This window comes from Synechococcus sp. UW105 (assembly GCF_900473935.1).
Taxonomy (GTDB): domain Bacteria; phylum Cyanobacteriota; class Cyanobacteriia; order PCC-6307; family Cyanobiaceae; genus Synechococcus_C.
This window is the reverse complement of the sequence record NZ_UCNN01000027.1, coordinates 22,517-42,292: the sequence shown is the minus strand read 5'-3', so window position 1 is coordinate 42,292 and position 19,776 is coordinate 22,517. Positions and strand designations below refer to the sequence as shown.

The window sequence follows — 19,776 nt, the reverse complement described above, 5'->3', positions numbered from 1 at the left end:
CAAGACATCTCCAACTAAATCCAGCCAAGCCGTCTCGGAAACCCTCTCCATCGACACAGCTGCTCTGGCAGGATCTGGTCTTGTTTCTACCATTTGCCGGTCAACTTGAGATCCGTCTCCCAACCATTTCTCAAGAGACCTGTCCTGACGGTGGTGTGCACGCTTCTTGTGCTGCTCACTGGTCTGGTATCACTCGTCGGTCTTGGCCTGGAAGATCTGCCCGAACTCGCTCCCACCCAGGTGAGCGTGAGAGCGAGGTTTCCATCTGCCGCTCCAGAAGTGGTTGAACAGAGCGTCACCACCGTTCTGGAACAGCAGCTCAACGGTCTCGATGGACTCGACAGCATCCAGTCCACCAGCAGCCAAGGTCAGGCACGGATCAGCTTGCGCTTCAAAGAGGGCGATCCACAGCTCAACGCGATCAAAGTCCAAAACGAAGTCAATCTGGCGATGCGACGTTTACCTCAGGCGGTGACACGCCAGGGGCTGAGCGTGAACAGGTCCTCCAATGATCTACTGATGATCATTGGATTTAGCCACCCAGGCGATCAGTACGTCTCCACATTTCTACCCGGTTGGATTGAGAAATCCCTGCGTGAGTCGCTGCGCACGCTTCCTGGTATTGGAGAAGTGCGCGTGTTCGGGAGTAGCGAACTGGCCTATCGCCTCTGGCTTGATCCCCAGAAACTCGAGCAGGCCAATCTCACCGTGACCGACGTGAGTCGAGCTCTAGCGGAGCAAAACGTTCTGGCGGCCATTGGATCAATCGGCAGTGCACCGGCTCCAGCCGGTCAGCTGCTGTCTCTTCCCGTGGATGCCGATGGGCGACTGCGCAGCCAGTGGGAACTCGAAGAGATGGTGATTCAGAGATTGCCGAATGGGGGGCTGATGCGTCTCCGTGATGTCGGACGGGTCGCTCTGGGACAACGCAGCTATGGACGAGCGGCCATGAACCTCCAGGGAGAGCGTTCGATCGCCGTTGGCATCTGGCAACGTGATGGTGCCAATGCCTTGAAGCTCAGTCGCGCCATCCAGACGACTCTCGAACGCCTGGAAAAAGGGTTCCCACCAGGGATCACGATGCAGATGATCGTGGATCGAGCCGAAACGATTCAGGCCAATCTTGACCGCACAATTGGGACCCTCCGGGATGCAGTGATCCTGGTGTTGATCGTGCTGGTGCTGTTTCTCGGGCGATGGCGTCTGGCCATGGTCCCAGGGATCACCGTACCGATCTCCTTGGTGGGCAGCATTCTTCTGGTTCGACTAAGCGGGTCCAACATCAACAGCCTGATCTTGTTTGGCTTGGTTCTGGCCACAGGGATCGTGGTCGATGACGCGATCGTCGTGAGTGAAGAGATCGCCGATCGCATTGAGAAGGGCGATCCACCGCTCGAGGCAGCGGAACAAGCGATGGAGGAATTATCCGGTGCGGTTGTGGCCACATCGCTGGTGCTAGCAGCAGTGTTTGTCCCGGTTTTGCTCATACCTGGTTCGATCGGACGGCTTTATCAGCCAATCGCCATTGCCATCACCGGGGCGATCCTGTTCTCAACCCTGAACGCTCTGACCTTCACGCCGATGGCCTCGGCACGGGTGCTCAGTCCTGGACGCGGACGACTCCCCGAGCCGATCCGAAGCGTGAGCAATCGTCTGCGCACCTGGATGCAGAAGACCGAATTGCACTATTCCAGGAGTCTTCGTCGCGTACTGACTCAGCCCCAGGTGACGGGGGTGGTGCTGCTCGTTTGCTTAGTGATCACAGCGATCGGATTAACAACGATGCCTACGGCATTCATCCCGAATGAAGATCAAGGCCAGATTCGCGGTTATTTCACCCTGCCTGAGGGAGCAAGTCTGGAACGCAGTGTTTCCACAATGAACGAAATCCGAGCAGTGATTAGTAAAGAGCCCTTGATTCGTTCAGGCAATTTCTATGCCGGAAGTTCCTTTGGCCAGAGTGGTGAAGACAAAGGATCCTTTTTCCTAAGGCTGCGATCACTGGAGCAGAGGCGCGGTTCGAGCCAAAGCGATCAGGCCATCAAAAGACGGCTGCAATCAAGCCTGAATCAGAGCATCAAAGCGGCCAGGGTGGTGCTGTTCACACCACCAACGGTGGGAGGGTTCAGCGGAGATTCAGCACTGACGGTTCAATTGCTGGATCGCAGCGGAGGACAACTGAGCCTCTCCCAATTCGAACAAGTTGCTGATCAGTTCATCCGCATCGCAAGAGACAGTGGAAAGTTTGAGCGCGTCGGTACCCGTTTTGATGCGAGCTCCTCCCGCTGGATTCTCGAACTGGATCGGGACCAGATGGCGGCACTCAATCTTCCTTACAGAGAAACATTGAATGCGATCGGTACTGCCATCGGAGGGCGGTACCTCGACGATACGTTTGCCGATGGGGAAATCCGCAGCATTTGGCTGCAACTGGAAGGCCAAGACCGCCGTAGCCCTGAAGACATCCGGTCCCTGATGCTGCGCACGAATGACGGAAAGCTGATCAGCGCATCAAACGTTGCTTCTTTAAGACTCGGCGAAGCAACTGCCTCGATCGATCACTTTGCCTTGAATCGATCCATCTCTGTGAGTGCAGTTCCGGCCCGAGGAATCAGCAGTGGTCAGGCGATCACCCTGCTCGAAGAAGCAGGCGAACAGCTCGGCGGCGGCAACATTGGGCTGGCCTTCACGGGGCTGGCAGCAGAGGAGAGGAATGCCGAGGGGGTGACATGGGCCTTCTTCGGCCTCGGTGTGTTGGTGGTCTATTTGCTTCTCGCGGGCCTATACGAAAGTTTTCTTGATCCACTGGTGATTTTGCTCACGGTGCCAATCGCTTTGATGGGGGCCCTAGCCGGCCTCAGTGTGCGAGGCCTGCCTTTGGATGTATTCGCACAGATGGGGCTGCTTGTGCTGATCAGCCTTGCAGCCAAAAACGGCATCCTGATCGTTGAATTTGCCAATCAGAGGCTGCGCTCGGGACTGCCCCTCCTTGAAGCGATCACTGATGCCGCAGAGGAACGCATGCGTCCAATCCTGCTGACCGCAATCACCTCTCTTGCTGGCTTTGTGCCTTTGCTTCTGGCCAGCGGCAGTGGATCCGCCAGTCGTATCAGTATCGGTACGGTTGTCTTCAGTGGCTTGCTGGTGTCCACGCTGCTCTCGCTGTTTGTGGTGCCGTCGATGTATCTGCTCCTAAAGCAACGGGATTGCTTGGGCTTTCAGGGCTGGAATAGAGGAACAGGGAAAAGCTCTTGAAGAGTGGAATGGCGTCAAACCAGCCATTCCAGGCCAAAAGCATGAGCACCTCCAAGCTGGATCGGCAGGCATCGGCAATCGCCTGAGCCACCAGCGAGAGCAGCTGCCAAGGCTGCTGCGAAGTGTTTCGCAGGCATGCAGACCACAGGATGGTGATGCCCGCTGGGGGAGCAGCCCATGTTCCTGCTCATGGAGGTGCGTTGCAGGGGGCGTCCACTCATGCCATCGGCCTGTATGGGCAAGACGACAAACCAGCGAGGCCAGTGCCTCTAAGACAATCCAACAAGCAACGGTCAGCGCTTGGGAATGGAAGGCTCGTTCCACAACCAAGCGATCCATCGCCACTCCAATCAACCTGCTGATCAGCAAAAGCAGCTTGCATGAGTCAGACCGAGACCAAAAAGATTCGACGTATCACGACCAAGCCGAATAGATTCACGGGCCGTGTCCATAGAGGCACCAGTATTGAGGCGAGAACCGCTTGACGACCACTAGCTCGCATCCATCGATATCGACAGCTCCAAGGCGGATCGACTTCGATCTCAACCCCTTCATGGCGAGCGATGACCGCATTGCCCTCTGGCAAATTTTTAGCACCGTGGCACCAATCATCGCGGTAGCCATGGCACTTGGATCCGTCAGCCAGTCTTTCAACATGCAGGCATTGGTGCTGACACCAGTGCTTGTGATCCTTCTGGTTCTGCTATTGAGCAGAAGCTTTTCGCTCATGCATGACTGCGGCCATCAGAGCTTGTTTCGCTCTAAACAAGCCAACCGCATCGCCGCCTTTGGCCTGAGCCTGATTCACGGCATGCCACAACATCCCTGGTCACGAGGACACGCGTTTCACCACCAACACAATGGCAATTGGGATCGCTACCGCGGCCCATCGGCACTGATCACACGCCAAGAATACGAAGAAAAATCAAACCGAGCCAAATTCATCTACAGAATTCTCCGCCACCCTCTATTGCTATTTCCTGGTGGATTTTTCTATCTCATCATCAAACCAAGGATGGCACTTCTTCTCGGCTTTGCCGAGTTTGTGCTTCATTCAATTAAAAGCGTCTATGCGATGGCAAGAGGCGGCAGGTGGCTCTCCCCTGCTCAAATCATTAGGAATCATCAATCAAGCTTTTTCTATACGCGCGGGGAGGTAGTCGATACGATTGCAAATACAATATGCGTTGCACTTCTCTGGTGGTGGATCGGCAGCAGCATTGGCCATTGGCACTTTTGGGCTCTCTATGCCCCTGTGATGGCATGCAGCGCAGCACTGATGATTGCTGTATTCTTCATCCAGCATAATTTCCCCGGTTCATACACCAGTGGAGAAGAAAACTGGAGCTATTTTAAGGGCGCAATTGAAGGCTCTTCTTTTCTCCAACTCCCTGCTGTCTTGAATTGGTTCACTGCTGACATTGCCTACCATCATATTCACCACCTCTCTGAGCGGATACCAAACTATCGATTAAAGCAGTGCCATCTGGCCAACCTTCATTTATTGGACAACATCCGGTACCTGCACCTAGAAGAGATTGGAACGTGTTTTTCATTGATCCTTTGGGATCGCAACCAACTCGAACTCACTTCACCAACACACTGAACAGAGCCAGTTGGGTCATTCCTATTGGCTAAGGGTCAGCGTCAACACGACGAGGCGCGATCATCAGCCATAGGACTGCAGGCTGATGACATTCTTGTCATCAGCCTTTCAAGCGTGGCTGAGTGAATGCATCGCAGTTCATGGCTGAACAATCAACAAAATGCAGTGGTCAAGTCGGATGCAACCGTAATTGCATGCCTTCAACGCCTTGATGCACAGCCGAGCACTCAGGGCCTGAGAGCAGAGCAGCAACCCTCCCCGAGTGAACAAGCCAATCCAAGGCAGACATTGAGCATTTCCGCACGAGTCTCAGCGAAGAGAACGATTGCAGCGACAAGGAAAAGCTGCCCTGATGGACTGCAGGAGACCAGCCCTGAACTGCCGATGCAGACGCACAGACAGAACTGAGGGTGCGATCGAGGCTGCAGCTGATTCAGAAAGCTGCCAGTGTCCGACGTCCGACGCACCAAGCAAGGGGAACCAGACAGGCCAACTTGAAGCCTTGTCGAATCAGTGCTTACAGGATGAGCGCCAACCAACCAGACAGAGAAGTCACAGAGATGTCAATGAAAAACCCCGCCCGGAAAACCGGACGGGGCCAAGGAACGACTCTTGAAGAATCGAGCAGGTGGCTAACGAATTAGCCGAACTTGCCAGATGTTGAGGCGATCAGGAATGCGGCGTACGTGAGTACGTAGCCAACAGTGAAGTGGGAGAGTCCCACAACACGGGCCTGAACGATGGACAGAGCGACAGGCTTGTCGCGCCAGCCCATCATGTTGGCGATGGGGCTGCGCTGATGAGCCCAGACGATGGTCTCAATCAGCTCCTGCCAGTAACCACGCCAGGAGATCAGGAACATGAAGCCTGTCGCCCACACAAGGTGACCGAACAGGAACATCCAAGACCACACAGCGAGGTTGTTGCTGCCGAAGGGGTTGTAACCGTTGATCAGCTGTGAGCTGTTCAGCCACAGATAATCGCGGAACCAGCCCATCAGATAAGTGCTGGACTCATTGAACTGAGCAACGTTGCCCTGCCAAATGGCGAGGTGCTTCCAATGCCAGTAGAAGGTGAGCCAACCGGCTGTATTCAAGGCCCAGAAAACGGCCAGGTAGAAGGCGTCCCAGGCAGAGATGTCGCAGGTGCCGCCACGGCCAGGGCCGTCGCAAGGGAAAGAGTAACCGAAGTCCTTCTTATCAGGCATCAGCTTGGAGCCACGGGCATCAAGCGCGCCCTTCACCAGGATGAGGGTGGTGGTGTGCAGACCCAGTGCGATCGCATGATGCACCAGGAAGTCACCAGGACCGATCTGCAGGAACAGATCGTTCGCACCGCCATTGATGGCGTCCATCCAATAGTGCTCTCCAGGGATGTTCTGCGACGCCAGGGTTGCAGAGCTGGAGGCATTGGCGAGGAACACATCAAAGCCATAGATCATCTTGCCTGAAGCGGCTTGGACGAACTGGGCGAAGACGGGCTCCACAAGGATCTGCTTCTCAGGAGTACCGAAGGCAACAACCACGTCGTTATGGACGTAGAGGCCCAGGGTGTGGAAACCGAGGAACAGGGTGACCCAACTCAGATGGCTGATGATCGCTTCCTTGTGCTCGAGCATCCGAGCCAGGACGTTGTCCTTGTTGGCTTCGGGGTCGTAGTCACGGATGAAGAAGATCGCGCCGTGAGCGAAGGCACCGCACATCAGGAAGATGGCGATGTACTGGTGGTGGGTGTACAGCGCTGCCTGGGTTGTGTAGTCCTTCGCGATGAAGGCATACGAGGGCATCGAGTACATGTGCTGCGCCACCAAGCTGGTGACAACGCCAAGGGAGGCCAAGGCGAGGCCAAGCTGGAAGTGCAGGCTGTTGTTCAGGGTGTCGTACAGACCCTTGTGGCCAGCACCCAGGTCACCAGGGGTTCCCTTGGGTGGGTTGTGCGCTTCGTGGATTTCGCGGATGGAATGACCGATACCAAAATTGGTGCGGTACATGTGACCTGCGATCACGAAAATGCAACCGATGGCCAGATGGTGATGCGCGATGTCTGTGAGCCAGAGGGCTTCCGTCTGGGGGTGGAAACCACCCAGGAAGGTGAGAATCGCAGTTCCAGAACCTTCGGCGGTGCCGAAAATCTGACCTGTGGAGTCAGGGTTCTGGGCATACACACCCCAGTTGCCGGTGAAGAACGGCTGAAGACCTGCCGGGTGAGGCAGAACATTCAGGAAGTTGTCCCAACCAACGTGCTGACCGCGTGACTCAGGGATGGCCACGTGAACCAGGTGACCGGTCCAGGCAATCGAGCTGAAGCCGAAGAGAACGGCGAGGTGATGGTTGAGGCGTGATTCAGCGTTCTTGAACCAAGCCAGGGATGGACGGAACTTGGGCTGCAAATGCAACCAGCCGGCAAAGAGTGCCCATGCCGACAGGATCATCATGAAGATGGATCCCTGATACAACTCGGCATTGGTGGTCATGCCGATTGTGTAGAACCAGTGATACAGGCCTGAGTAGGCAATGTTCACTGGGGAGGAAGCACCCGCCTGAGTGAAGGCGTCAATGGCGCCTTGACCGAAGTGGGGATCCCAAATTGCGTGAGCGATGGGGCGCACGTGCAGAGGGTCGGCGACCCACTGCTCGAAGTTGCCCTGCCAGGCGATATGGAACAGGTTTCCCGAAACCCAGAGGCCAATGATGGCGAGATGCCCGAAATGGGTGGAGAAGAGCTTTTGGTAAAGCTTCTCCTCCGTCATTCCGTCATGGCTCTCGAAATCGTGAGCCGTGGCGATCCCGTACCAAATGCGGCGGGTTGTCGGGTCCTGTGCCAGACCCTGGCTAAACGAAGGAAATTTCGTTGCCATTAGAGGGAAAGGTCAGGAGAGGTCAGCCGACCACAAGGATGTGGGCGTGGAAGAAGGCCCACGTGGTCGCGATGCCGCCCAGAAGATAGTGAGCGACACCCACAGCACGGCCCTGGGTGATGGACAGCGCACGGGGCTGGATGGCCGGAGCCACTTTCAGCTTGTTGTGAGCCCAAACAATGGACTCAATGAGCTCTTGCCAGTAGCCGCGGCCGCTGAACAGGAACATCAGGCTGAAGGCCCAGACGAAGTGAGCTCCAAGGAACATCAGGCCATAGGCGCTGGTGTTGGAGCCATAGCTGTTGATCACCTGTGCGGCCTGAGCCCACAGGAAGTCACGCAGCCAGCCATTAATCGTGATGGCGCTGTTGGCAAAATTGCCGTTGGTGATGTGCTGGACAGAGCCATCAGCATTCACCGTGCCCCACACATCGCTTTGCATCTTCCAAGAGAAGTGGAAGATCACGACGGAGAGGGAGTTGTACATCCAGAACAGACCCAGGAACACGTGGTCCCAAGCAGACACCTGACAGGTGCCGCCACGACCAGGACCATCGCAAGGGAAGCGGAAGCCCAGGTTCGCCTTATCGGGAACCAGACGTGAATTACGGGCGTACAGGACACCCTTCAGCAGGATCAGAACCGTCACGTGAATCGTGAAGGCATGGATGTGGTGGACCATGAAGTCAGCGGTGCCCAGAGGAATCGGGGCAGCGGCGACCTTGCCACCAATGGCCACAACGGAACCGTTGAACACTTCGCTGACGCCAGCAAGAGCGTTAGGAGCGGTGCTTCCGGCTGCAGCGCCATGAAGGCCCTGGATCCATTGAGCAAAGACAGGCCTCAGCTGGATTGCGGAGTCACTGAACATGTCCTGGGGGCGACCCAGAGCACGCATGGTGTCGTTGTGCACATACAGGCCGAAGCTGTGAGCGCCGAGCCAGATGCACACCCAGTTGAGGTGGCTGATGATGGCATCGCGAGCCTTGAGCACCCGGTCAAGCACGTTGTCGACGTGCTGTGCGGGGTCGTAGTCACGAACCATGGCGATCGCAGCGTGCGCTGCACCACCAACGATCAGAAAGCCACCAATCCACATGTGATGGGTGAACAGACCGATCTGAGTCGGGTAATCGATACCGATGTACGGATACGGAGGCATCGCGTACATGTGCTGGGCAACAACGATGCAAACCGAGCCACCCATTGCAAGGTTCACAGCCAGCTGGGCATGCCAGGAGTTCGTCATGAACTCGTAGATGCCTTTATGGCCGTTGCTTGCAGGGAAGAGCAGAGGATCTCCCTGATGCGCTTCGTGGATCTCCTTAATTGAGTGCCCGATGCCGTAGTTGTTGCGGTACATGTGACCAGCAACGATGAACATCACGGCAATCGCCAAATGGTGATGCGCGATGTCGGTCATCCACAGGCTTCCAGTCACAGGGTTGAGACCACCCTTGAAGGTGAGGAAGTCGCTGTAAGCAGCCCAGTTACCGCTAAAGAAGGCACCGATGCCGGAGCCGATTCCTGGATAAAGCTGAGCCAGGAGATCCTGGTTGAAAAATTCGTGAGGCAGAGGGATGTCCGCCACAGACGCGATGGTCTTGCCATTCAGGACCAGCGGTTGGCCGGCATCGATGGCATCCATCAGCTTGGTGGTGGGAGCCGAGACATGGATCAGGTGACCCGCCCATGACAAGGAACCCAGACCGAACAGAACCGCCAGGTGGTGGTTCAGCATGGCCTCGGCATCTTGGAACCACTCCAGCTTTGGAGCTGCCTTGTGGTAGTGGAAGACGCCTGCATTGAGCATGAGGCCGGCCATCACCAGAGCGCCGATCGCCAGGGCCATCAACTGGGTTTCAGTCGTGATGCCCCAGGCACGCCACATTTGGAAGAGGCCTGAGGTGATCTGGATGCCTTGATGCCCGGCACCCATGTCACCGTTGAGAATTTCCTGACCGAACACCGGCCACACCACCTGAGCACTGGGCTTCACGTGAGTGGGGTCGGCAAGCCAGCCGGAATAGTTGGAGAAGCGGGCTCCATGGAAGAAGGCGCCGCTCAGCCAAATGAACACCACGGCCAGATGGCCGAAGTGAGCACTGAAGATTCTGCGAGAAACCTCTTGGAGGTCGCTCGTGTGTGAGTCGAAATCGTGAGCGTTGGCGTGGAGGTTCCAAACCCAGGTTGTGGTTTTGGGACCTTTCGCAAGAGATCTGTCGAAATGTCCGGGCTTACCGAACAGTTCAAAGGTCGCAGGGTTGTCGACCTTGACAAATTTGCTCTTGCGAGTGCTCCCACGCTCTGGTGGGCTTTTGGTCATCGAGTCGTTCCTCGAGGGACGGGATCGAGGTGGTGGGCCACCCCTCCGATAAACCGGAAGGCTCATCGGGGCCCCGGGCGCAGCTCGGCAAAGCCTCACAGCATCCGGGCGCCAGTGGTTTTCGGGAGAAAGGCCTCCCGACTCTCACTGGAGCATTGGGCCCCAAAGAGGGGACCGCTGGCGGAAGCATAGAGGCGAATGTCGACCCTCTGGCCAGGTGAGTTACAAAGGTTCAATCCGTCAGCGCCCCAGTGAGGACAGGGGGTCTGCCAGAGAGCGGCTAACAGCCCAGTGCAGACATTTTGGAGGAATCAATAACAATTAAGAACTAATTTTTTGAATCCCATTAACACAAAACTTGAGGCCCGCTGGGTCAGCGGATGGATTGTTCAGAATGCTTCTGAACTGCTGCAGCCTCCATGGGCACGTTGGCACGCCGCCATGCCATCGCAATCCTGATCACCGCGCTGATCGTTTTGATCGGTGTGGCACCTGCATCCGCCCTTGACATTCCAGCCATCGCCTGGGGAGATCGCACCGTCAACAATCGCCCCAGGCGAGTTGTGACACCTGAGGGACCCAAGGGCGGGCTCCAGGAAGTCACAGCGCCAGGTGGCGTCCAGCAGCTGCGCAGCCGTCTGGCCGATCATCACCCCAGGCTGACGCTCAAAAACCCGCAGGACGGTGCCGTTCTGAACGGGAAGGAACTGAAACTGGTTGTGGAAGTCGAAGACTGGCCACTGGTCAACGATCCTGACCTAGGCCTTGGCCCCCACGTGGCTCTCCAGATCGACAACGAGCCCCCGCTTCGTTTCAGCAGTGGTGAAAAAAGCTCCGGAGCAGGTCTCACGGTGAAGGCAACCCTGCCGGCACTCAGTCCTGGCAGCCATCGCCTGAGTGCATACGCCGCTTATCCATGGGGAGAAGCCGTCAAGGCGCCAGGGGCCAGCCTGAACTGGCGCCTGCATCAATTTCAGGCTCTCAAAGGCACCCAGCCAGATCCGAACGCTCCCTGGATGGTGATGGTTAGCCCCGCTGAGCTTGGTAACGGTGAGCCACTGCTATTGGACTGGCTGATTTGGAATGCACCTTTACAGAACCTGCGTGAAGGCGACGGGCGCTGGCGCCTGCGCCTCACCCTGAATGGAGACAGTTTCCTGGTAGACCGCCAAGACGCAATCTGGGTCCGTCAGAACGAAGCCAGCGAGATCGTGCAGATGGAACTGCTGGACGGTCTAGGAGATCCGATTGATCCAACCTTTAACAACCAACTGCGTTTCGTCCCACCGCGAACCAGGCAGAAACCGGCTTGGCTTCAGTCAAGACTGAGAGAAAGCGATGTTGCCCGCCTCGTGGGCGACCCCGCTCCTCAGCCTGAGCCAGAGCCTGCAGCGGCGCTGCCACAGGAAGAACCAAGCGCCAACACCCCCCGGGCCGACGCAACCGAGCCCAAGAAGGAGGACACCAAAACGCCATCGGTCGAACAGACAGACGTTCCCATTCCGGTTGAAGAAGGCAACGACAACCACTCCGGCACGAACGACAGCCTGGATGAGCAGTCAACGGCCATGACAGAGGTCATGCCCCCAATCAGCGAACGGTCGAATCGCAAGATCTCCGCCAGCGGGATCGTCGATCCAACCACCCCTCCACCGACAAAATCTGCTGAAAAGGAACAGTCACCCACCATCAGCCTGGGAGGATCAGATCGGGAGCCGTTGAACACTGACGAGCCCCAGCGCTGATTTCCGAGCCTGCTGTCCTGAACGCTGCAACGCCCCCTCTCTCCGAGGTTGACCCTGTCCTGCAACACCAAAGCGGTTTCGCGCTGGGGCTGTCGTGCAGTGCCCTGCCTCTGCTTCAACGACTTCAAAAGACTGGTTATGTGAAGCAGATCGCCCTAACAGTCAAGGCAGCGGAAGCGATCCAGACCCCTCCAGCGGATCTGATCCGCGGTAGCGGAGCTGCACTTCTGCAGCAGCATTGGCGGGGCACGGTGATCGTGATCGGGGCTTTAGGGGCCGTCACCCGTCTGATCGCCCCGCTGATTGCAGGCAAGTCCACAGATCCGGCCGTTCTTGTTTTGGATGCCGAAGCCCGAGTGGTGGTGCCACTGCTGGGCGGACATCAGGCCAGAGCGGAAGCCCTCGCCTACGAGCTCGCAGCGGTTCTTGGCGCTATTGCCGTCATCACAGGCGACTGCGTCAGCCAGAAACGACTTCCCCTCGATGCCTTTGGTCGCGACTGGGGCTGGCGTCCTGGAGGCGAGATCGGCGCCTGGCGTGCCCTCATGGTCGAGCAGGCCCAGGGGCATCCGATCAGATTCAGTCAGCAAAGCGGCAGCAAGCACTGGCGTCTTTGCAGCGCAGCGGCTGCTCTTGTGGACAGCTCGCCTGATGGTGACAGCGAAGAAAGCGCTGAGGCCTTGGCCACAATCCGTTTGCGAATCACAGCAGAGCGACGCTCCTCCTCCAGCTCAGGCGTCTGCCATTGGCATCCTCCCGTCCTCTGGATCGGGGTGGGGTGTGAGCGCAACACCAGTTTCAGCCTGGTCGAACGGGCGATTCACAGAGGCTTAGCGGAAGCAGGCCTGGCGCCGGAAGCAGTGGCGGGCCTGAGCACGATCGAGCGTAAGGGTGATGAACCTGCACTGCTAAAGCTCGCTGCAGCGCAGGGCTGGCCCCTGAGACTGAACAGCCCAGAAGCCCTCGCCTCCATTGACGTACCCACACCATCAGCGGTGGTCGCCGCCGAAATGGGAACAGCTTCGGTGGCAGAAGCAGCAGCGTTGCTTGCTGCTGGAGAGAGAGGCCATCTACGGCTCTCGAAACGGATCGAAAAGCCTCAGAACTCCAAAGAATGCGGAGCCGCCACCGTGGCCATCGCCGAAGCGATGGAGCCCTTCGCGCCCCAACGCGGCGAACTGCATCTGATTGGCAGCGGCCCCGGCGACCTGACTCTGCTCACTGCCGATGCGAAGCAAGCCCTCAGCCGCTGCGTGTCATGGGTTGGCTACGGCCTCTACCTCGACCTGCTGGAGCCCCTGCGTCGCCACGATCAAGTGCGTTTGGATGGCCAATTAACCCGCGAACGAGACCGGTGTCTCCAGGCCCTGGAGCTAGCGCGTCAGGGTGCCCGAGTCGCCTTGGTGTCTTCAGGCGACAGCGGCATCTATGGCATGGCAGGCCTGGCTCTAGAACTTTGGCTATCGATGCCTGAGCAGGAGCGCCCCCGCTTCGAGGTGCATCCGGGGATCTCCGCCCTTCAACTGGCTGCAGCCAGGGTCGGAGCCCCACTCATGCATGACTTCTGCACCATCAGCCTCAGTGATCGTCTCACTCCATGGGAGGTGATCGAGAAGCGACTTCAGGCAGCCGCTGACGGAGATTTTGTCGTGGCGCTGTATAACCCCCGTTCCAAAGGACGAGACTGGCAACTGGAACGCGCACGCCAGATCCTGCTCAGCGGCCGGGAGGTGACCACCCCCGTTGTTTTGGCCCGTCAACTCGGGCGCAGCGAAGAAGCCGTCGAGCTTCATGCGCTTGGAACACTGCCTGTCGACGCCGTCGACATGCTCACTCTGCTGGTGATCGGCAACAGCACCAGCCGGGAATCAGATGGACGACTGGTCACACCACGTGGTTACCCAGGGGCCGACCTGACTTGAGCAATCCTCATGACAGTGGAGTCGGGATGACAGGATTCGAACCTGCGGCCCCTTCGTCCCGAACGAAGTGCGCTACCAAGCTGCGCTACATCCCGATGACGGGACTTTAGAAGATGACCTCCCTGCAGAAACCAGACTGGTTGCGCGTCAAAGCACCACAACGGGAGCGCATCGGCGCCGTGGCCGACATGCTTGTCGACCTGAAGCTGAACACCGTTTGCCAGGAAGCAAGTTGTCCCAATATCGGCGAATGCTTTGCAGGGGGCACGGCCACCTTTCTGATCATGGGGCCAGGCTGCACCCGGGCCTGCCCCTACTGCGACATCGATTTCGATAAGAGCGTGCGCACGCTCGATCCCACAGAACCAGAACGACTCGGCGAAGCAGTGGCACGCCTTGGCCTCAAGCATGTCGTCATCACTTCGGTGAACCGAGATGACCTCGACGACGGCGGCGCATCCCAGTTCGTGGCGTGCATCCAGCAGGTGAAGAAGCGCTCACCGCTGACCACGATCGAACTGCTGATCCCCGACTTCTGCGGCAACTGGGAGGCCCTGGCCACTGTGATGAACGCAGCGCCTCATGTGCTGAACCACAACATCGAAACCGTGCCCAGGCTTTACCGCAAAGCAAGACCCCAGGGCCTCTATCAGCGCTCTCTCGAACTCCTGCAGCAGGTGCGAGACAACTGGCCACGGGCGTACACAAAATCAGGCCTGATGGTGGGCCTTGGCGAAAACGATGCGGAAGTCATCGAGGTGCTGCAAGACCTACGTGCCCACCAAGTGGACATCGTCACCATCGGCCAGTACCTCTCCCCTGGCCCCAAGCACTTGCCGGTGGACCGCTTCGTCACACCCGGGCAGTTCGAGCACTACCGCCAACACGGCGAGAAGGAACTCGGCTTTTTGCAGGTGGTGAGCACACCTCTAACTCGCAGCAGCTACCACGCCGGTGAGGTCCAACGCCTGATGCAAGCCCATCCCCGCTGAGCTGTCTCCGATCTACGCACCCCACCACTGCTAGGGATCGCGAACGTCACGCCTGCAGCTCCCCTGACACCGGGACCCATTCATGCAAGCTCCAGGTCACCAAATCGCGGCAAATCATCGGGTCCTGGCGAATCAGTTCCAGGGCAGAGGCATAGCTGGGGGCTTCAAACAACAACAGACCACCACCACCGGGTTTGTGCTCACCGTCCACCAGGAAACCACTGGCCATACGCACACCAGAGGAGCGCTGGGCCTCGACCCATTGACGATGATCGCTGAGGTGAACACGCCGCTCCTCAACCGGTAACGCCGTCAGTGCATCGGTAAAAATCTCCTGCTTGATGAACCAGGCCATGGGTCTGCGTGATCAGGCGGCCACTGCAGCCTGATCACGCAGACCCATGGCAGCGCGCTCACTCGGAGGAACCAACAGTTTGAAGCGCTCCTTGGCTGCTGACCAATCGGCCAACAGAGCCACGGCTTTCTCACTGCCCGTAGCAGCCACATAAGCCTCGAGTAACCCTTTCAGAGTGGCCTCCTGTTCACGCGTCGTTAGAGGGCAAACCTCAACGATCTCGTGGTTCACCCGGTCAGTGAGACCGCCATTGGTATCAAGGATGAAAGCCACACCGCCGGTCATCCCAGCACCCACATTGCGGCCCGTGCTGCCCAGCACCACCACCACCCCGCCAGTCATGTATTCACAACAGTGGTCACCCGTGCCCTCAACGACACACCGAGCACCGCTGTTGCGCACCGCGAAGCGTTCACCGGCGCGCCCATGCACAAACAGTTCCCCTCCGGTGGCACCGTAAAGACACGTGTTGCCGAGAATCACTTGTTCACCAGGGGATGCCGTCCCGGGATTTGGGACGAGAACGATGCGACCACTATTCATTCCCTTGCCGATGTAGTCATTGGCTTCGCCCTGAAGGCGAACATCCATTCCCTGCACCAGAAAAGCTCCAAAGCTCTGACCTGCCGCTCCGTGGAAATGAAGCTGCAACTCTCCCTGAAAACCACGGTTGCCGTGAAGGGCAGCAATTTCACCGGCCAATCGGGCACCGATGCTGCGATCGGTGTTGATGATCTCCAAGGTGCGAGAAATAGACCCATGGGTCTGAATTGCCGCCAGCACATCGGCATCAGCGAGCAACTGATCTTCAAGGGTCGGTCCATTGCCATGAGCCGAAGCCGCATGCGTCAGCCAGCTGCGACTGTTACTACCAACAACTGGCGCCAACAAGGTGGTGAGATCCACTGACTTGGTCTTGGCCAAGCTCACCGCACGAGGCTTCAGCAGATCATTACGACCGATCAGCTCCTCAAGGCTTGCCACGCCAAGCACGCTCATCAGCTGGCGCACCTCCTCGGCGACATACAAGAAGAAATTCACCACATGCTCGGGGAGTCCTGTGAAGCGCTTGCGCAGAGCTTCTTTCTGGGTCGCAACACCCACTGGACAATTATTGGTGTGGCAAACGCGGGCCATGATGCAGCCCTCCGCGATCATCGCCACCGAGCCGAAACCGAACTCCTCTGCGCCAAGGAGCGCAGCCATCACGACATCCCAACCGGTCTTGAGGCCTCCATCGGCACGAAGGAGGACGCGATCACGCAGACCGTTCTCCATCAGGCTGCGATGCACCTCGGTGAGGCCCAGTTCCCATGGTCCTCCCGCATGCTTGATGGAGCTCAACGGTGAGGCACCCGTGCCACCATCGTGACCGGAGATCTGGATCACGTCCGCATTGGCCTTGGCAACGCCTGCGGCGATGGTGCCAATACCGATCTCGGCCACGAGCTTGACCGACACCCTGGCACTGGGGTGCACCTGATGGAGATCGTGAATTAACTGCGCCAGATCCTCAATGGAATAGATGTCGTGATGGGGAGGCGGAGAAATCAGAGCCACACCTGGCTTGCTATTCCGCAGCCAGGCGATGTACTCATCCACCTTCGGTCCAGGCAGCTGGCCACCCTCTCCGGGTTTGGCACCCTGAGCCACCTTGATCTCGAGCTGTCGACCACTGCGCAGATATTCGGCCGTCACACCAAACCGCCCAGAAGCGATCTGCTTGATCGCCGAGCAGGCCGTATCACCGTTGCTGAGGCCCCGAATGGCAGGCAGGGTCTCTGATCGACCTTCACTGTCCACATCGGCAAGCACCTTGAAACGGGCCGGATCCTCTCCACCTTCACCACTATTGCTTTTGCCGCCGATGCGGTTCATGGCCACGGCTAAGACCTCGTGAGCCTCCCGCGACAGCGCCCCGAGACTCATGCCACCCGTGCAAAACCGTTCGCAGATGCTTTGCACACTCTCAACCTGGTCCAGGGGCAGTGGCGTGGCAGCAGTCCTGAACTCAAGCAGGTCGCGCAGAGCAGTGACCGGACGGTTCTCCAGCAGGGTGCGATAGGTCGAAAAGTGGTCGTAGCCAGGGCCGTCCTTGACAGCTTTGTGGAGAGCCTTGGACATCTCCGGGCTGTTGAGGTGGTACTCCCCACCAGTTCGGTACTGCACAAAGCCCATGAACTCGAGCTTGGTGCGGTTGAGCTCTGGGAAGGCCTTGGCGTGCAGGAGCAGGGTCTCGCGAGCTAATTCCTGAAGGGAGAGACCCGCGACTCGGCTCGTTGTGCCGGTGAAAGCGCGCGTGATCACATCGGCACCAAGACCGATCGCTTCGAAGATCTGGGCCCCGTGATAGCTCGCCAAAAGGGAGATGCCGATCTTGGAGAGAATCTTGCGAAGACCATTCTCAAGAGCGAGGCGGACATTGGCCTGAGCCTTGGCCGCAGTCAGGGCCTCAAGCTTGCCCTGCTCGATCCGCTTCTGGGTCTTGGGATGAACCAGCCAATGCCGGATGGTCTCCCAGGTGAGCCAAGGGCAGACGGCGCTGGCGCCATAGCCGATCAAGCAAGCCAAATGATGGGTGCTCCAGCACTGCGCTGTGTCAACCACCAAAGAACACTTCAGGCGTTGCCCCTCACGCAAGAGGTGATGGTGTACGGCACCAACAGCCAGCAGAGGCGGAAGGGCTGCGACTGTTGCCGCCAGGGGAGCGGGCTGACCTTGAGCAGCCACTCGGTCACTCAGCACAAGTATCTGTGCCCCCTGGTCCACAGCACTGCTAGCGGAAGCACAGAGTTGATCCAAAGCAACCTGCAAGGCCTCGGCCGAGAGGGTGGGATCAAACTGAGTCGAGAGATGTCGAGAGAGCAGTCCCTGATTGGCGATAGCGGCCAGTTCGGCTTCGTTCAGGACAGGTGAATCGAGGTGCACCAAGGCAGCGGCCTCAGGCTGCGGACAGAGAGCCGGCCGCCGTTCACCTAGATGCATCTCCAGGCTCATCACCAGCTTTTCGCGCAGAGGGTCGATCGGCGGATTGGTGACCTGAGCGAAGCGCTGCTTGAAGTAGTCGTAGAGAAGATGTGGCTTGTCAGAGAGCACTGCTAGGGGAATGTCATCGCCCATGCAGTAGGTGGGCTCCTTGGCAGCGCCTGCCATGTCTTCAATCACCAGCTCAAGGTCTTCAGCGGTGAAACCGGTTGCAGTCTGCAAACGCAACAGGTCGAGATCGGCCAGCTGGCTGTCGTCCGTCCAGGGCTGCGCGTCAAGATTGCGGCGATGCTCTTGTAGCCAGCTGCCATACGGATGGCGTGCGGCAGCATCTTCCTTCACGGCCCAATTGTCGAGCAGTTCACCCCGCTCAAGATCCACAGCAAGCATCTGACCAGGGCCGAGCCGACCACGACTGACCACGGTCTTGTCGCTCAGATCCACCACGCCGGTTTCCGAGCCCATGATCACAAAGCCGTCGCTGGTGGTGCACCAACGGGCTGGACGCAGACCGTTCCTATCCAGAGTGGCACCCACACGCTTGCCGTCTGCAAACACCAACAAGGCAGGACCGTCCCAGGGCTCCTGGATACCGGCATTGAACTCGTACATCGCCGTCACGTCTGGACGAGAATCGAGATCGGGCTGATTGCGAAAGGCCTCGGGGACCAACGTGATCAAGCTGTCGGTGATCGAACGCCCACTGCGCACCATCAACTCGAGGTTGGCGTCGAGATTGGCGGAATCACTGAAGGCAGGATTCACCACAGGGTTCAAATCAGCCGCGGCATCGCCCCACACTTGGCTGAGTTGGGACTCGGAAGCACGGGCCCAGTTGAGATTGCCCAAAAGGGTATTGATCTCTCCGTTATGGCCGAGCAGTCGCATCGGCTGAGCCAGCGGCCAGCGAGGAAGGGTATTGGTACTGAAACGGCGGTGATAAACCGCAAAGCTCACCGCGAAGCGAGCGTCGCGGAGGTCGGCATAGAAAGCCGCCAGCACCTCAGAGCGCACCATGCCTTTGTAAACAACGGTGCGACTGCTCAGCGAAGCGACATAAAGGTCTCTTGCACCTTCGGCACCGAAGGCTTTGCGGGCACGATCGCCCAGACGGCGCCGCAGGCGAAACAAGAGGGCCTCAAGGGCATCTCCGGCCTGCTCGCCCTCAACAAGCCACTGGTAAATGGAGGGAGCCGTCTCACGCGCGAGAGGACCGAGCACAGCTGAATCAACCGGCACTTCACGCCAGCCCTTGGATTGGAGACCCAGGGCTGCAGCCTCCTCAGCGGCAAACATCTGAGCCTGCTCACGACGACTGGGATCAGATGGAAGGAACAGCATTCCCAGGCCTCGGCCATCCCCAGAAGCAGCAGCCTCCGGCCAGACAGCCTTGAGATAGTCCCAGGGGATGCCACAGAGCACACCCGCGCCGTCACCAGAATCTCCATCCCCGCCACAGCCGCCGCGGTGCTCCATGCAGCCCAGGCCTCGCAGGGCTTGCTGAAGCAACCAATGGCTGGCCTCTCCCTGCAGCTGGGCCAGAAAGCCCACACCGCAGGCATCCTTCTCTCCGGCCACGGCTTCAGGAGCTGGGGTATCGCAGTGGGGCCAGGCTGAGTCGGAAAGTTGGGTCATGTCCTTCGGTCGAATCGAACGTCAGCCGCAGACGCAAAGACCCAGCGGCGGCGCTGACGCGATTGATGATCCTAAGGACGCGTGGTGCTGCACAAAAA

At 58.3% G+C, this 19,776-nt stretch carries 10 protein-coding genes and 1 tRNA gene; 5 read left to right on the top strand and 6 right to left on the bottom strand.

Going from position 1 to position 19,776, the window contains the following annotated elements; all coding sequences use genetic code 11:
• The first annotated feature begins 105 nt into the window (after nucleotides 1–105).
• Nucleotides 106–3,255 carry an efflux RND transporter permease subunit gene (locus tag DXY16_RS11140; RefSeq protein WP_115121386.1) on the top strand — a complete coding sequence of 1,050 codons (3,150 nt, stop codon included), beginning with the start codon at nucleotides 106–108 and terminating at the stop codon, nucleotides 3,253–3,255.
• 14 nt (nucleotides 3,256–3,269) lie between these two features.
• On the opposite strand, the gene DXY16_RS14860 is transcribed toward DXY16_RS11140, so the two are convergent.
• On the bottom strand, nucleotides 3,270–3,434 hold the full coding sequence (locus DXY16_RS14860; protein ID WP_170953940.1) for a hypothetical protein: 165 nt from the start codon (nucleotides 3,432–3,434) through the stop codon (nucleotides 3,270–3,272).
• Nucleotides 3,435–3,808: 374 nt separating this feature from the next.
• Between DXY16_RS14860 and DXY16_RS11135 the strand changes: the two genes are divergently transcribed.
• Entirely contained in the window at nucleotides 3,809–4,861 is a 1,053-nt protein-coding gene (locus DXY16_RS11135; protein ID WP_115121284.1) for a fatty acid desaturase, read from the top strand.
• Nucleotides 4,862–5,501: 640 nt separating this feature from the next.
• Here the strand turns inward: DXY16_RS11135 and psaB are convergent.
• Together psaB and psaA are read right to left on the bottom strand one after the other, a co-directional pair.
• A complete protein-coding gene (gene psaB, locus DXY16_RS11125) occupies nucleotides 5,502–7,718 on the bottom strand; it encodes a photosystem I core protein PsaB (protein ID WP_115019321.1) in 2,217 nt (738 codons plus the stop codon).
• A gap of 22 nt (nucleotides 7,719–7,740) precedes the next feature.
• Complete coding sequence (psaA, locus tag DXY16_RS11120; RefSeq protein ID WP_115121282.1) at nucleotides 7,741–10,044, bottom strand: photosystem I core protein PsaA; 2,304 nt, start codon at nucleotides 10,042–10,044, stop codon at nucleotides 7,741–7,743.
• Between the two features lie 419 nt (nucleotides 10,045–10,463).
• On the opposite strand from psaA, the gene DXY16_RS11115 reads away from it, so the two are divergent.
• Both DXY16_RS11115 and cobJ read left to right on the top strand, forming a co-directional pair.
• A complete protein-coding gene (locus tag DXY16_RS11115) occupies nucleotides 10,464–11,789 on the top strand; it encodes a hypothetical protein (protein ID WP_115121281.1) in 1,326 nt (441 codons plus the stop codon).
• A 140-nt stretch (nucleotides 11,790–11,929) separates the two neighbouring features.
• Nucleotides 11,930–13,711, top strand: coding sequence for a precorrin-3B C(17)-methyltransferase (gene cobJ, locus DXY16_RS11110; RefSeq protein WP_115121280.1), 1,782 nt, complete (start codon nucleotides 11,930–11,932; stop codon nucleotides 13,709–13,711).
• Nucleotides 13,712–13,732: 21 nt separating this feature from the next.
• Here cobJ and DXY16_RS11105 read toward each other — a convergent pair.
• Nucleotides 13,733–13,806 (bottom strand) — tRNA-Pro (locus DXY16_RS11105).
• Between the two features lie 27 nt (nucleotides 13,807–13,833).
• On the opposite strand from DXY16_RS11105, the gene lipA reads away from it, so the two are divergent.
• Nucleotides 13,834–14,703 (top strand): lipoyl synthase, encoded by an 870-nt coding sequence (lipA, locus tag DXY16_RS11100; RefSeq protein ID WP_115121385.1) that lies wholly within the window; start codon nucleotides 13,834–13,836, stop codon nucleotides 14,701–14,703.
• 46 nt (nucleotides 14,704–14,749) lie between these two features.
• On the opposite strand, the gene DXY16_RS11095 is transcribed toward lipA, so the two are convergent.
• Nucleotides 14,750–15,058 (bottom strand): YciI family protein, encoded by a 309-nt coding sequence (locus DXY16_RS11095; protein WP_115121279.1) that lies wholly within the window; start codon nucleotides 15,056–15,058, stop codon nucleotides 14,750–14,752.
• Between the two features lie 12 nt (nucleotides 15,059–15,070).
• Nucleotides 15,071–19,678 carry a glutamate synthase large subunit gene (gene gltB, locus DXY16_RS11090; RefSeq protein WP_115121278.1) on the bottom strand — a complete coding sequence of 1,536 codons (4,608 nt, stop codon included), beginning with the start codon at nucleotides 19,676–19,678 and terminating at the stop codon, nucleotides 15,071–15,073.
• Nucleotides 19,679–19,776 lie beyond the last annotated feature (98 nt).